The sequence below is a fragment of the Finegoldia sp. BIOML-A4 genome (assembly GCF_009679635.1).
In the GTDB taxonomy this organism is placed as follows: Bacteria; Bacillota; Clostridia; order Tissierellales; family Peptoniphilaceae; genus Finegoldia; species Finegoldia magna.
Map to the genome: position 1 here is coordinate 193,310 of NZ_WKZC01000002.1, position 13,274 is coordinate 206,583.

At 32.8% G+C, this 13,274-nt stretch carries 20 protein-coding genes and 1 riboswitch; of the genes, 6 read left to right on the top strand and 14 right to left on the bottom strand.

The window, feature by feature from the left end; translation table 11 throughout:
• Positions 1–12: 12 nt before the first annotated feature.
• The 6 genes from GKG01_RS03265 to yqeC form a co-directional block, all read right to left on the bottom strand.
• Entirely contained in the window at positions 13–450 is a 438-nt protein-coding gene (locus tag GKG01_RS03265) for a type II toxin-antitoxin system HicB family antitoxin (RefSeq protein WP_102164133.1), read from the bottom strand.
• A gap of 32 nt (positions 451–482) precedes the next feature.
• On the bottom strand, positions 483–668 hold the full coding sequence (locus tag GKG01_RS03270; protein ID WP_094207688.1) for a type II toxin-antitoxin system HicA family toxin: 186 nt from the start codon (positions 666–668) through the stop codon (positions 483–485).
• Between the two features lie 267 nt (positions 669–935).
• Positions 936–1,328 (bottom strand): 30S ribosomal protein S9, encoded by a 393-nt coding sequence (rpsI, locus tag GKG01_RS03275; RefSeq protein ID WP_002838975.1) that lies wholly within the window; start codon positions 1,326–1,328, stop codon positions 936–938.
• Between the two features lie 11 nt (positions 1,329–1,339).
• Entirely contained in the window at positions 1,340–1,771 is a 432-nt protein-coding gene (rplM, locus tag GKG01_RS03280; RefSeq protein ID WP_094204392.1) for a 50S ribosomal protein L13, read from the bottom strand.
• A 188-nt stretch (positions 1,772–1,959) separates the two neighbouring features.
• Positions 1,960–2,253, bottom strand: a complete 294-nt coding sequence (locus GKG01_RS03285; protein WP_002835729.1) for a cupin domain-containing protein — start codon at positions 2,251–2,253, stop codon at positions 1,960–1,962.
• Positions 2,254–2,262: 9 nt separating this feature from the next.
• The gene (gene yqeC, locus GKG01_RS03290; RefSeq protein WP_154271488.1) at positions 2,263–2,961 is read right to left on the bottom strand and encodes a selenium cofactor biosynthesis protein YqeC; all 699 of its coding nucleotides are present in this window, start codon (positions 2,959–2,961) and stop codon (positions 2,263–2,265) included.
• 109 nt (positions 2,962–3,070) lie between these two features.
• Between yqeC and GKG01_RS03295 the strand changes: the two genes are divergently transcribed.
• Positions 3,071–3,271, top strand: a complete 201-nt coding sequence (locus GKG01_RS03295) for a hypothetical protein (RefSeq protein ID WP_154271489.1) — start codon at positions 3,071–3,073, stop codon at positions 3,269–3,271.
• A gap of 23 nt (positions 3,272–3,294) precedes the next feature.
• Entirely contained in the window at positions 3,295–3,972 is a 678-nt protein-coding gene (locus GKG01_RS03300; protein WP_154271490.1) for a hypothetical protein, read from the top strand.
• Between the two features lie 35 nt (positions 3,973–4,007).
• Here GKG01_RS03300 and GKG01_RS03305 read toward each other — a convergent pair whose 3' ends face one another.
• Positions 4,008–5,618, bottom strand: coding sequence for a hypothetical protein (locus GKG01_RS03305; protein WP_154271491.1), 1,611 nt, complete (start codon positions 5,616–5,618; stop codon positions 4,008–4,010).
• Positions 5,611–6,336, bottom strand: a complete 726-nt coding sequence (locus tag GKG01_RS03310; RefSeq protein WP_154271492.1) for an ABC transporter ATP-binding protein — start codon at positions 6,334–6,336, stop codon at positions 5,611–5,613. The genes GKG01_RS03305 and GKG01_RS03310 overlap by 8 nt, the downstream gene beginning before the upstream one ends.
• 86 nt (positions 6,337–6,422) lie before the next feature.
• Here GKG01_RS03310 and GKG01_RS03315 point away from each other — a divergent pair, with 86 nt between their 5' ends.
• A complete protein-coding gene (locus GKG01_RS03315) occupies positions 6,423–6,977 on the top strand; it encodes a CD3072 family TudS-related putative desulfidase (RefSeq protein ID WP_154271493.1) in 555 nt (184 codons plus the stop codon).
• 31 nt (positions 6,978–7,008) lie between these two features.
• Here GKG01_RS03315 and GKG01_RS03320 read toward each other — a convergent pair whose 3' ends face one another.
• Positions 7,009–7,548, bottom strand: coding sequence for a CD3073 family putative ECF transporter S component (locus GKG01_RS03320; protein ID WP_002835749.1), 540 nt, complete (start codon positions 7,546–7,548; stop codon positions 7,009–7,011).
• 159 nt (positions 7,549–7,707) lie between these two features.
• Here GKG01_RS03320 and GKG01_RS03325 point away from each other — a divergent pair, with 159 nt between their 5' ends.
• Together GKG01_RS03325 and GKG01_RS03330 are read left to right on the top strand one after the other, a co-directional pair.
• Positions 7,708–8,805 (top strand): cell wall-binding repeat-containing protein, encoded by a 1,098-nt coding sequence (locus GKG01_RS03325; RefSeq protein ID WP_154271494.1) that lies wholly within the window; start codon positions 7,708–7,710, stop codon positions 8,803–8,805.
• Between the two features lie 190 nt (positions 8,806–8,995).
• Positions 8,996–9,160 (top strand): hypothetical protein, encoded by a 165-nt coding sequence (locus GKG01_RS03330; protein ID WP_154271495.1) that lies wholly within the window; start codon positions 8,996–8,998, stop codon positions 9,158–9,160.
• Positions 9,161–9,235: 75 nt separating this feature from the next.
• Here the strand turns inward: GKG01_RS03330 and GKG01_RS03335 are convergent, their stop codons facing one another.
• The 3 genes from GKG01_RS03335 to GKG01_RS03345 are packed head-to-tail and all read right to left on the bottom strand — an operon-like array spanning position 9,236 to position 10,957.
• Positions 9,236–9,766, bottom strand: a complete 531-nt coding sequence (locus GKG01_RS03335; protein WP_154271496.1) for a hypothetical protein — start codon at positions 9,764–9,766, stop codon at positions 9,236–9,238.
• Positions 9,766–10,068 carry an MTH1187 family thiamine-binding protein gene (locus GKG01_RS03340; protein WP_154271497.1) on the bottom strand — a complete coding sequence of 101 codons (303 nt, stop codon included), beginning with the start codon at positions 10,066–10,068 and terminating at the stop codon, positions 9,766–9,768. Before GKG01_RS03340 ends, GKG01_RS03335 begins: the two co-directional genes overlap by 1 nt.
• Before the next feature lie 19 nt (positions 10,069–10,087).
• A complete protein-coding gene (locus tag GKG01_RS03345) occupies positions 10,088–10,957 on the bottom strand; it encodes a serine hydrolase (protein WP_154271498.1) in 870 nt (289 codons plus the stop codon).
• 160 nt (positions 10,958–11,117) lie between these two features.
• On the opposite strand from GKG01_RS03345, the gene GKG01_RS03350 reads away from it, so the two are divergent.
• Positions 11,118–11,507: a hypothetical protein gene (locus GKG01_RS03350; protein WP_154271499.1), complete on the top strand. Its 390-nt coding sequence runs from the start codon at positions 11,118–11,120 to the stop codon at positions 11,505–11,507.
• A 45-nt stretch (positions 11,508–11,552) separates the two neighbouring features.
• Here the strand turns inward: GKG01_RS03350 and GKG01_RS03355 are convergent, their stop codons facing one another.
• Together GKG01_RS03355 and GKG01_RS03360 are read right to left on the bottom strand one after the other, a co-directional pair.
• Positions 11,553–12,722: a cation:proton antiporter gene (locus GKG01_RS03355; protein WP_154271500.1), complete on the bottom strand. Its 1,170-nt coding sequence runs from the start codon at positions 12,720–12,722 to the stop codon at positions 11,553–11,555.
• Between the two features lie 39 nt (positions 12,723–12,761).
• Positions 12,762–12,836, bottom strand: a riboswitch (Fluoride riboswitch).
• The gene (locus GKG01_RS03360; RefSeq protein WP_154271501.1) at positions 12,833–13,249 is read right to left on the bottom strand and encodes a hypothetical protein; all 417 of its coding nucleotides are present in this window, start codon (positions 13,247–13,249) and stop codon (positions 12,833–12,835) included. It overlaps the preceding riboswitch by 4 nt.
• Positions 13,250–13,274 lie beyond the last annotated feature (25 nt).

Genomic DNA, 13,274 nt, shown 5'->3' on the forward strand with positions numbered 1-13,274 from the left:
CTTTGAAAATATTTATTTTATAGCTTCATTTTCAATAGCAACAGTTAAAACTTTTGAAAAATTCAAATTCAATCTGTTCCCCAAATCGTTCGCCCATTTTGGTATGGACAAAGTTTTTTTTACTAATTTAGTGTTTTCAAAATATTTTTCTACATCAACACAAATCATCGAAATAAATGATTCATTCTCAATGTATTCTAAATCAATTTCAGGATCATCTCTGAAGGGATCATTTCCTTCAAGTGACAAATCATTAATGTTACTAACTTTTGGCAAATCTATTCCTTCTTCGATATATCCCGACACAGTAATTCCCAACCAATCACTAGCCATAAACAAAGCATCTGAAATATCTTCTCCTTGCGTTCCTGAATACTCAAAATCAGGAAAATTAATAAAATATCCACCTTCTGGTTCTTTGTAAAACAATGCAGGATAACTTACTAACATAAAACACCTCCATTAGATATTGAAGTAGCGGGCTATAATAGCCCAGCTTGCTTCAATATTTGTCTTTCTGTCCCTTTTTTCAATTCACCTTTAGGAACAGGAATTGATCTTACTCCTGACTTTTTCATTTTGATATGTGAGCCTTTGCCCTCACTTTTTACCTCAACGAATCCATGTTGTTTCAGAAGTTTGACCATTTCTTTTTGTGTCATCGGCATGTGCACTTTACCTCCTGACACTCTTATTATACGTATTAATACGTAATACGTCAATATATTTCTAATAATTTTTTACGCAAATAAAACAAACACAGACATAAATCTGTGGAGGTAATTTTGTAAATATTTCCCCTGGAGAACTAGTATATCATAAGCTTATTAATAATGATGGTGTGAACTTTGGTGTGAATTTTGATAAATAAGCATAAAAAAAGCACTTGATGGTGTGAACCAAAAAGTGCTTTTCCATTGATATATAATTGTTTTCTATCTCTTACTGAATTGTGGAGATTTACGCGCTTTTTTCAAGCCGTACTTCTTTCTTTCCTTTTTACGAGGGTCTCTAGTTAAGAAACCTGCTCTTTTTAATTCAGCTCTGTAGTCTGGGTCAACTTCTAATAAAGCACGAGCAACACCATGTCTAATAGCACCTGCTTGACCAGTGTATCCGCCACCTTTTACATTAACAGTAACATCATAGCTTTCAGCATTGTTAGTTAATTCCAAAGCTTCTTTAGCTATAACTCTTAATGTATCGAAGTTAAAGTATTCACTTATATCTTTTTTGTTAATTGTGAATTTTCCACTTCCTGGTACTAAAGTAACTCTAGCAACAGAAGTTTTTCTTCTACCAGTTCCTTGATATCTATTATTAGCCATTTAATTACCTCCTACTTAATTTCCAAAACTTCAGGGTTTTGAGCGATGTGATCGTGATCAGCGCCTCTGTAAACTCTTAATTTTTTAGCCATTTGACGACCTAAAGAGTTGTGAGGAAGCATACCAACGATAGCATGAGTTACAGCTCTTTCTGGATCTTTCTTCATTAAGTCTTTGTAGGTAATTGATTTAAGACCACCAGCATATCCTGTGTAATGTCTTAATTCTTTTTGTTCTAATTTTTTACCTGTTAATTTAACTTTTTCTGCATTAATTACGATTACGTAATCTCCAACATCCGCATTAGGAGTAAACATTGGTTTGTTTTTTCCTCTTAAAATAGAAGCAACTTCAGTAGATAATCTACCTAAAACAACATCTGTTGCGTCTACTACATACCATTTTCTTTGGATGTCATCTTTCTTAGGTATATAAGTTTTCATTCAATTCATCCTTTCCTTTATTTACAATATTTGGCTACTTGGACATCGCTGCCAAAAAGCGATTGTTTTCTCACCGGGAATTTAGACACGTCGCACACCCGGCCATCGGCGACTTTCTGTATTGCATAAAAGGAAATGACTCCTTTTACATACCAAAATATTATATACTCTCTTGATATAATTGTCAACTATTTTATTGTAAAACACAACCACACACATTCATCGCTTGTGCTTTTCACTTCGTGAACGACATTTTTCGGAATAAAATACGTATCCATTTCCTTAAGTCTCACATCTTTTCCTTCTACATTTAACATCGCATCCCCCTTAATCACGACAACAAATTCGTCAAAATCCTGATTGTACGGCCCAGATGTTTCGTTTTTTGATTGTATTCTGTGAATATCAAACTTTTCATTTCTAACAATTGTATCCTTAATAATATGATTTTCATCAAAATTCAAATCTTCTAGTAAATTCATAAAATTCTCCTAATATATCTTAATAATTTCCCCAAAACTCATCACAAAAATCTTCACATCCACATCAATTCTCTCAATAATATCCATCGCATTTTCAATGTCTTGTTTTGTGTCTGCCTTATTCAAAATCAAAAATTTTTTCGCATCGTACGAATTTTTGAACAGACCACAATTAGAATTGATGATTTCTGCGTAGCTTTCTGTCGTCAAAGTATTGGGATTTCCAATAATTTTCTCCATATATTCTTTTCTGTGACAAAATCTCTCATCAAAAGGCTTGTCCACACTATCAAGTCCCATCACACCAACGCAATGCGTGATATTTCTAGGATTTACAGGCTCATCTTCACGTGGAGCTTTGATTGATCTTGTCTTTGCCCCATCCGTTTCCAAAATTATATTGGAAAACAATCCTTCATCAAAAATTTTGTCGAAAAATTCCGGCTCAAATCCTATTTCTTTTGTGTCTGTACGTGATTTTGATGCAAAATATATTTTCCCGTCCACAATTTTCGCATTATCATCGAATTTGTACAAATAATCAAATTTATCTTCACTCACAATCCCCATCTTCGTCGTCGTACTCACAATGAATGCTTCATTCATTGATTTGAACTCATTTGCAAGCAAAAAAACGCTCGAAGTTTTCCCACCAGCACCTTGAATCGCTATCATGTTTTTATCTTTCAAACTCATAAACTCCAACATAATATCACCATTTTTATTATCTCACAAAATTTTCAAATACAAAACCCAATTGAAAATCTGCACCAATGAATTATAATTAATATATAATAATATATTAAGGAAGGCATTTATGAAAATAGGATTTAGAACACCAAGCTTGAAGAAATCATTCAAAGCAAGAACAACTTCAAAGTACAAAAGACAACTAAAGTCTGCAATCGACCCAACTTATGGAAAAAAAGGAGTTGGTTGGATTAAAAACCCCAAAAAAGCACTTTATAACAAGATTTATAACAAAACAACAAGAAGTATATTTGATATTTTCAAGTAAATAAACATAAAACAGAGGTACACATGAAAAAATTTCTAAAATTATTTGGCATAGCATTTGCAATCGGGATAGCCATGCTAATCATAAGCCTTGCCTTTAAAATCGACGACAAAGTAATGATTAAATATTATTGGATAATCGGTGGAGTTGTCTTGGCAATCATTTTAATCGTAAACACAATTTATTACTCCTACAAAACAAACGAATTGAAACATTCAATGAAACTGTTTGAAGAAATGAAATACAAAGATTTCGTCAACGAATTAGAACCTAAAATTCCCAAAATCAAAAACCAACACATCCAAACAGTGATGAAAATGAATTTGGGCGCTGGATATTTGGAACTTAATGAACCAAATAAAACATTATCAACTTATGAAACAATTTCAAAAGACCAATTGAAAAATCAAGACCTTCAATTGATATATTGGCTCAATACAATGATCGCCCACTTCAAATTGAACGATCAAATTAAGTTTAATGAGCTATTCACAACACACGAAAAACTTTTAAAACAATTTGAAAACAGTCCAAATTACGGCGAAAACATCAAACAATTGTATATAATGAAAAACATATTTGACGATGATTTTGTATTGGCAAGAAAAAACTTAAACAAATTGAAATCAAAATCCACAAACCCGAGATTCAAAAAAGAATACAAAAGATTGGAAAATATAATCAAACAACACGAAAAATAAAGGCTGTGAGCGTGAACTCATAGCCTTTTTCATTTCTAACTTTTCTTCAAATTAAATGTCCTATCTCCCTTAGCCAACACCAAGAAATATCCTACAACTGTATAAATCACGCAGATTGCTAAGGCTACTAATCCTATGTTGAAATTCAATTTTATTTGAAGTATTATTATTCCCCAAAAAAGTAACGATTCGAATGTGTTGAGTATTGAGTAGACTACGTTTTTGCTTTTGAGTCCTACTGTGAATGGTTGAAGTAGCATGTACATGTAGAGTTGTTTTACTGATTGATACAAGTAGATTATGATGACTGCGACTGCGGCTTTTATTATCAAATCTGTTGTGTTTAATTTTGCGGCAAATATCCAACTTATTATCAATAATAACACCAATCCAAATGTAGGTGCATTGTCTTTTAAATTTTGTTTTATTCTAAAATTTAGTGTGTCTTTTATATTTTGTTTATTGGCGTAAATCATTTGTTTCATCAAATATCTATCCATATTCAAGAACATAAATCTATTGAATGATTCTGGAACTGCTATTTGTATTCCGAAATACAACAAGATTATCGGAAATACTGACACTAATATTTTCAAATCACTTGGTTTCGGATTGATTGTGAGTCCTCTTAGTACGATAAATCCAATTACACCAACAGCCAAAATTATTCCCGAACGAATTAGAATCATTTTTTTGTATTTGTGTTTGAATCTGTAGCGGAATAATTTGTTGATGTATTCAATCCCGTTGTAATTATCGTAAATTCTCACGTTTTCTTGTGCTATTTTTTCGTCGTCGATTTGGTATGCGACTGTGTTGATATCCTTAAATGTGTTGTCGTGATCGATTATAGATTTGTTCGTGATTTCAATTCTAGCGATATGTCTGATTTTTTCTGTTTTATGAATGAAAATCGCACCGACAATGTATGCAATAATCCCGAAAATAAGCGCGTAAGTTGAATAAAATATTTGTACGAAGATTTTGGATTTCGTGCTGTACAATACCAAAAGTCCCATTCCCAATAGCAAAATCGCCCACATGCAGAAGTAGTTTTCGGTTAAATGTTTTTTGCTTTTTGTGGAATAGGCTAAAATGTTGATGTATTTGATTAATTTTCTAAATCCAAGGCAGAATACAGTGATGTTGAGTGCATTCATTGGGTTGATGTCGAATATAGCGAAAAATATCGCAAATATTATTCCAGAGATTGCAAAACTAATGTCTGACAAATAATCTTGCAAAACCGTGTATTTTTTGGCGTCAAGTTTCAAGGCTTTGACACAAATCGAATCCTCGTTATCGAAACTTACGTACGTAAATTCTGAAATCATGCTTCCAATTACAGCCGAGATGTAAAACAAGGACAATAATATATTTTCTTGGATCGTTCCTTTGAAAATCCTCGCAGCTCCAAATACTGCAACGCCGTAGATTGCCGCGCAGTACAAGATTTTTAAAAACAATGTTTTGATTACGTATGAAATGTAAAAAAACGCAGAATATCCAAAGCTCAACACGTCATTTCCATAAATATCCGAAGGAATAATCTTCTTGAAAATTGAAAGTTTACGAAGTTGATACACTGTCTGATTGAGCTTCATCTTCATAACTAATCTCAAATAAGTGCTAAGATAATTACTCATCAGTCTCATCCTTTAAAATGTCGTAAAGATCTGCATCGAATTTGTCATCATTTTTGTCCAAATCCAATTTTTGTAACTTTTTGTGATGAAGCAGTACAATTTCTTCGCTCATTTGTTTTGCCAAATCCAACATGTGCGTAGACAAGACAATAATTCTTCCTTGTGATTTCAATTCCATCAACAATTTTTTGATTTGCGTACTGATTACAACATCCAAGCTTGTCAATGGCTCATCTAAAAGCAAGACTTTCGGTCTTGAGATGAACAGTGTTATCAAAGAAATTTTGCTTTTCATTCCGTGCGAATAATCTTTTATGAGTCTATTTTGATCTTTCTTGGAAAATTCCATCATTTCCATGTAATCTTCAACTGTTTTTATATCGTTTGGAGAATTGATGTCACGATAGAATTTGATATATTCATATCCTGTTAGAAATTCAGGAAGAAAATTTTCAGAAAAAAGCATTCCTATATCTTCTTTTTGAAGTTTTTCAGTTGAACCTTCTTGAAGTTTTTCAGTTGAACCTTCATTTTCCAAGTAGAATTCTCCTGAATCAAAATCTATCTCATCGTATAAGACGTTGAACAAAGTTGTCTTTCCGGCTCCATTTCTACCCAAAACAGAAGTGATGACTCCTTCTTTGAATTCGTAATTTACTTCGTCTAGTACCAATTTGTCATCGTATTTTTTAGTCAAATTTTTGATTACTAATTTCATTTTCTCCTCCTGTTTACTAATGTATTAATTATATCACACATTGTAGTGTTTGAAAAATATGCTATAATTGTTTTATAGAGGTGCGTATGCAAGAATATAAGAATATAATTTTGGTGTCACATTGTTTATTGAATGAACTTGCTATTGTAAAAAACGATGCTGGCAGAAAAGATAATTTGAGTTTGATCAAAAATTTAATGAAAATGAACGTTGGAATATTCCAATTACCTTGTCCAGAAAATAGAATGTACGGGCCCAATCGCTGGGGAAGCGTGTACGAACAATTCGACAATAATTTTTACAGACAAACTAGCCGTGATTTATTAAGCCCCATTGTCAACGAAATCTCCGATTATATCAAGGACGGAGTAAATTTTTTGGGAGTTATAGGAATAGACGGTTCTCCTAGCTGTGGAATCGGGCTTACTTGCAAATCAGAAGAATTCAAAGGAGAAATCTCCGCTATAAAAGACATTGCTCATTGTGTAAATTCCGTAGAAATGACAGATGACAAGGGAGTCTTCATGGAAGAATTAGAAAAATTATTCGAAGACAAAAATATCGAGTCAAAATTTTACGGCTATAATGACAGTAATGTAGATGAAATAACAGAAAAAATCGAACAATCTATAAAAAAATAACGCATACTAGATGCGTTATTTTTGTGCTCATTTACAACATAGCTTTGACTCTTTTGTAAAGCAGCGAAACTATGGAGCAAGTTATTATTTTGTCCACTAAATTGCTGGCAACTCTTGGTAAAAAAGCTGCTGAGAAAATAGTTTGGCCAGAGTTTTTGAGTGCAGTGAAGAATACATCATTGAAATCGCCAGTGATTCCTCCATACACAAATACTGCGATTGGTGTACCGATTAATGGTGCAACGATTGATAAAATAATTCCTGTTACAACTGCTGTTTTCAAATCAAATTTTCTCTTTTTAGCTATGAATCCTACTATCAAACCTACCGCCAAATTTACTAACAGAAACGGAATTTCTCTTGGATCTTTCAAAACTCCCAGGATAACATTAGTCAACGCTCCTGTACAAGCTCCCCAGAAAGGTCCCAAAACCACAGCTGTAAATACTGTGCCGACAGTGTCCATAAACAATAGCGGTATTTTCAATCCGCCTACGAAAATTCCTAAAATGATATTGATTGCAATTCCAACTGCTGCAAAAACCATTTTCTTAGTTGAGTTATTTCTCATATTTCCCTCCTTTTGTATTTGTTTAAATTATATCACAAACGTTATTCAGAACAAATATTTATAGTATGAAATTTGAATCTCTACAATTTTAAAACTTGCGTTCTTTCAAAATAAAAGTATGATATAATTGAGATATAGAATAAATAAAGGAGATTTGTTATGAATTTAAAAAAGAAATTATTAGTAGCAGCTCTTGCTACAGCTATGGTTTTCCCAACAGTATCTATGGCTTCAAAATTAAACGTTCAAAGATACTCAGGAAGTAGCCGTGTTGAAACTGCAGTTAACGTTAGTAAGGACCAATTCTCATCAGCAAAATCAGCTATTTTAGTTAACCAATTAGCATTCCCTGATGCTTTAAGTGCAACAGTTCTAAGCAAAGGAACTATGCCAGTATTATTCTCTGAAGCAAATAACATCAGCGCTGATACATTGAACCAATTAAAATCAATGGGCGTTGAAAATGTTTATGTTTTAGGTGGAGAAAAATCAGTATCAAACGCAGTTGTGAATTCTGTAAAATCAGCTACTAACGCTAAAGTTGTTAGAATTAACGGAGCTGACAGATACAAAACAAACGCTCAAACAATCAAAGACAACGTAAAACAAACTTCAGAAGTTGTAATCGCAAGTGGCGAAATCTACGTTGACGCATTATACGGAGTAAGCTATGCAAACAAAGTTAACGCACCAGTAATGTTAGTTCAAAAGAACAACATCCCAGCAGAAACTTTGAAAGTTTTAAAATCTATGAATGTAACTAGAATTACAATCATCGGTGGAGAAAAAACTATCACTCCTAAATTAGAAAAAGAATTATCAGAAATAGCTGTAGTAGACAGAATCGCTGGATCAAACAGATACGAAGGTTCATTGAAGGTAGCTAAGGAAGTTTACGGAGATAAGCTTCAAACTGCATTAGTAGCTAGTGGAGAAAACTTCGCAGACGCATTAGTAGCTGCACCAGTAAGTCAAAAATTGGACGCTCCAATCTTACTTGCATCCAAAAATTCAGTAGAAAGTTCTATCGTTTCTTACTTAAGAGACAACAAAGAATTAGCAAACATCAAAGTATTTGGTGGAGTTAACGCTATTGGATCAAAAGTATTAAAAGATTTGGAAAACTCTTATTATACTGTAGGTGAAAACGGAGAAAAAGTTATCGACGGTGGTACAATCATCGTAGAAAAAGTTAAAAACAATTCTACTGACAAACCAACTGCAACAACTCCTGTTGAAACTGGAACACAAAAATAATCTATCAAAACAAAGCTGTGTGAAGTCAAATTCACACAGTTTTTTTTGATTCAATTTAACCTAAAATTAAAAAATATTTTACATATAAAAAATAATCAATTGATATAATCATATTAGGATAATCTAAACATAAAAATTGTCTTTAAAAAAATGTTTTTGTTAAATTTTTTGACTTACGAAAGGATTAAAAATGAATAAGAAAATTTTGAGAATTATCGTTGGTTTAATATGGATATTAGCCGCTGTTTTTTCTTACAGAAGAGGTAACAATATCGCAACAATCGTATTGGCATTACTTGGACTTGTATTTATTTTTATGGGACTTAAATCATCTGACACATCTACAAACAAATAAAAAAAGATGCATCATTAGTAGTAGAAGCTACAATGATGCATCTTTTTTTTACATCTAATTTTGCAATAAATTTCATCAGCTGAACAAATTATAAAACACATTCGTCGGTATCAAAAACAGATACGGTGCTGTTATTATTGCCAATGTCAATGAAACTTTTTTGATTTGAGATTCTGACAAATCAGTATTTTTGAACGAAAATTTGCGGTTGAATACATACACCAAAAATCCTGCGAACATAACTGCTAGAATCATAACCAAAATTCCCCAAGGTGTTTCGTAATAATCGTTCAATATTGGAATTGAAATATTATCGTGGAACCATTTTGCAAAAGTATTTCTAGTTCCAGTAATTCCAAATGATAAAATCATCAAAACGGCCGTAGCGATAATATCTGCGACAAATCCAAGTGCTACAGTCTTTGCGATCGATTTTTTTATAACCTCCATTGGTTTTTCTATTTTAATTAATTTTAAAGCCAACAAAGTTACCAAGAAATCCACCAAAATATTCAACGGTACAATTGCAATCCAAGTTACTGGATACAGCCACACAATCCAGACTGGAAATATCAAATTATACAGTTTTACAGATTTTTTGTTCATTATTTTAACCTTTTATTCACAGAATCCAGTTTTTGCTCAAATGATGCATCCTTATCTCTTCTGTCGTCAATTTTAATCACAGAATACACTCTGTCCACACCTTCTGTAAACACCGCTTCTTGCATATCGCGTACGGCTTTCAACAATTCGTCGATGTCTCCTTGCATCACAGTTCCCATTGGATTTAATTCAACTTTTATATTTTCTTTATTTCTCACATTATCGTAAGCTTTCGCAACGTATTGTGATAAACTTGTAGTTTGTGTTCCTATTGGAACTAATGTTAATTCTAAAATAGCCATTGTAATCTCCTTATAAATCTTATAAATTCTTCAAAATCTTAATCGTATCTTGGATTTGTCCATCTCCAGGATTTTTAATATCGTCAAAATCAACACCCATCACAATAATGATGTATTTCTTGCTATTTTTTTCGGACAAAGTTGCCCAACAAAGCCCTGCTTTTTCCGTAGTACCACTTTTGCCGCCAATAATTTTGAAGCCATCTTGATCATAATCTTTCAATCTCCCAAGAACTGTACTTTCGATTTCAATTCCTTTTGGATGATCCAAAGTTTTAGTAGAAGTGTACTTATCAGTCGTGAAAATCTTGTAGAATTTTTCATTTTTCAATGAATTTTTCAACAAAAACGCCATATCTTTTGCACTCGAATAATGATCATCCTCATCCATTCCTTCAGGATTTTTGAAATTCGTATTAGTTAATTCCATATTCTTTGCGTTTTCGTTCATCAAATCCACAAATTTTCCCTTGGAACCACTTGCATTAATAGCCAAGCTATCTGCACATTCTCCGGCAGAAGCAAGCATTGTTCCATACAACAAATCCTCAAAAGTAGTAGGCTCATTACCATAAAAACCTGCCATTGAAGCGTTTTGTGCAACAAGTTTTTGGTAGCTTTTCTTATCTATCGGAGCTTTTTTATCAAAATCTTCAATTTTTCCTATAGCTGTATACACCGTCATCATCTTGGTCAAAGACGCAGGATACACTTTCTTGTCTGGATTTTTGGAGAAAATTTCCTTATCATCATCAATTGAGTAAACGTAAATACAATCCGCATTAAAGCTAAGCTTGTCAAATTTATTCTCGTTTGCAAATTTGAAAATGAAGAACATTCCAACGACAATCAACATAGTAATCCCTGCTATCTCAAGTTTCTTTTTCATAATTCACCCCGTTTGTTCATTTCAATTATACCACTAATTTTTTCAAATAAATCTCATTTGACATATCTTAACATTTTTATCTTGACATTATTTTTTATTTTGATATGATTTAGGTAAATAAATGATTTAGTTAATTAATTATATATCGGAGGTGTTTTTCATGAAAAAAATAATGATATTCGTAATGATATTCGTATTGATAATTTTCCTATTAATATATTTCTTTCATACAACTAAAAAAGAAGAAAACGTAGTACTATTGGGAGTAGAATGTGACATAACAGATATTAATACCTCTGACAAAATACTTACAATTATAGGCGCTGATAGTGGCAGGGAAATTATTCAACAAGAGTCAAAAATCGACTGCAAAGATTTAGAAAAAGATGGCAAGATAGTAGAATTTAATTCTTCAAACGAACCAAATATTTTAAAATTCGATGATTTAAAACAATCTAATAGGATTAAAATAAATGTAGATGAAAAAGAACTACAAAACAATAATAAATTTTTGAAAGTAAAACAAATCGAACTGTTAAACAAAAACTAGAATAAATTGGCTACAACCGCCAATTATTCTAGTTTTTTCAATTTTTTATGTTGTTAACAATTTCTTATACAAATTATCCACCATTATCGCTCCAAATGGTGCAGTAATCAAAATAGAAATAACCGCTACAGTCAAAGCCATATCCCCCACTTGCAATCCCATCGATAATGGAATTGCACCGATTGCTGCTTGCACAGTTGCTTTTGGAGTGTAGGCTATCATGCAGAACAATCTTTCTTTTGGTGTTAGTTTTGTTTTTAAAACAGATGCGTACACTCCAATCATTCTAAAAATCAATGCGCAAATTACCAAAACGACCACCATGATTCCAGAATTTATCGCGTATTTTACATTCACAGTCGCTCCTACTAATACGAACAAGAATATTTCTGCGCCAACCCACAATTTATTGTACTTTTCCGATAATCTTTCAGCCAAATCTTCGTAAATTTTCTTTACAACCATGGACATCGCCATTATTGCGATAAGTCCCGAAAATGGAATCGGTGTTATTTTTTCCAATTCCAATATCAAGAACGAAATGCTCAACACAATCAACACTTTCACAGTGTCACGCATATGAAATCTTTTGAAAAATCTTACCAACAAAAATCCTATTCCAGCTCCTACGACACTTCCAATCAAAATAGAAAAAGGAATGGCGATAAACTTAAACACATTGATATCTCCTGTTTGTGCGAGAGATGTCAGCGATGTGAACACAACTATGCAGAAAACATCGTCGCAGCTACTTCCTGCCAAAATAAGTTGTGGGATTTTGTGTTCATCTCCGTAGCCTTCTTCAATAAGTCGTATCATTCGTGGAACGACAACTGCAGGAGACACCGCAGCGATAATCGATCCGATTATAAATGCATCCAACACATCCACCTTCAAAAATATCGGTGCTAATATTCCCACAGCGCACATTTCAAAAACTGCCGGCACGAAACACATTAACACAGCCGGTCGTCCGATTTTTTTCAAATCATCGATGTCCAGTGACAACCCCGCACGAGTCAATATAATTACCAGTGCAATTGTTCTAACTTCAGATGAAATATCCAAAATTTTCTTGTCAATCAGATTCATGGCGAACGGTCCGAGAGTTATTCCCACGATTAAAAATGCCAATATAGGTGGCAATTTTATTTTTTTGAAAAATTTTCCTAACAACAAGGACAAAATAATTATAATTGCTATACTTCTTAACATAATTCCTCCATTACATAATAAAAAAGCTGATGAGATCTGTAAAAAACAGAAGTCATCAGCAAAATTTTTGCGTTTTAGTTAATAACAAGGGAGCACTTCATTCCCCAAATCTATTTCCATGAAAGTTCAAACTTACCACATGCTTTGTTGTAGTTGAAAACCAAGCGGTATCTCTCGGATTCGTTCAAATAATCAGAAGAAAATCCATTCATCTTGTTTAATTCGAACACTTTGTTGCCTAATGAATCTATGAGGCTTACTGTAACGTTGCCGCTTTCCAATTCACTGTCCAATTTAAAATCGTAAAACCCACTTTTTTTGACTTTGAACACTTTTGTAGCTTTACCGCTAGTTTTTTTCAAACTTGCGTGGATATTGTCCTCCAAAATACCTTGTGTTTGATAAAACCACAAAGCAGACATGCTCCTAAAATATCCAACTCCATTCATATACATAAAGTATACCACTGCAACAATTGCAATTACCGAAAAAATAATTAAATAGCTCGGCTCACCGGGTAAATCCATAATAAAAATCCTCCATATATTTCAA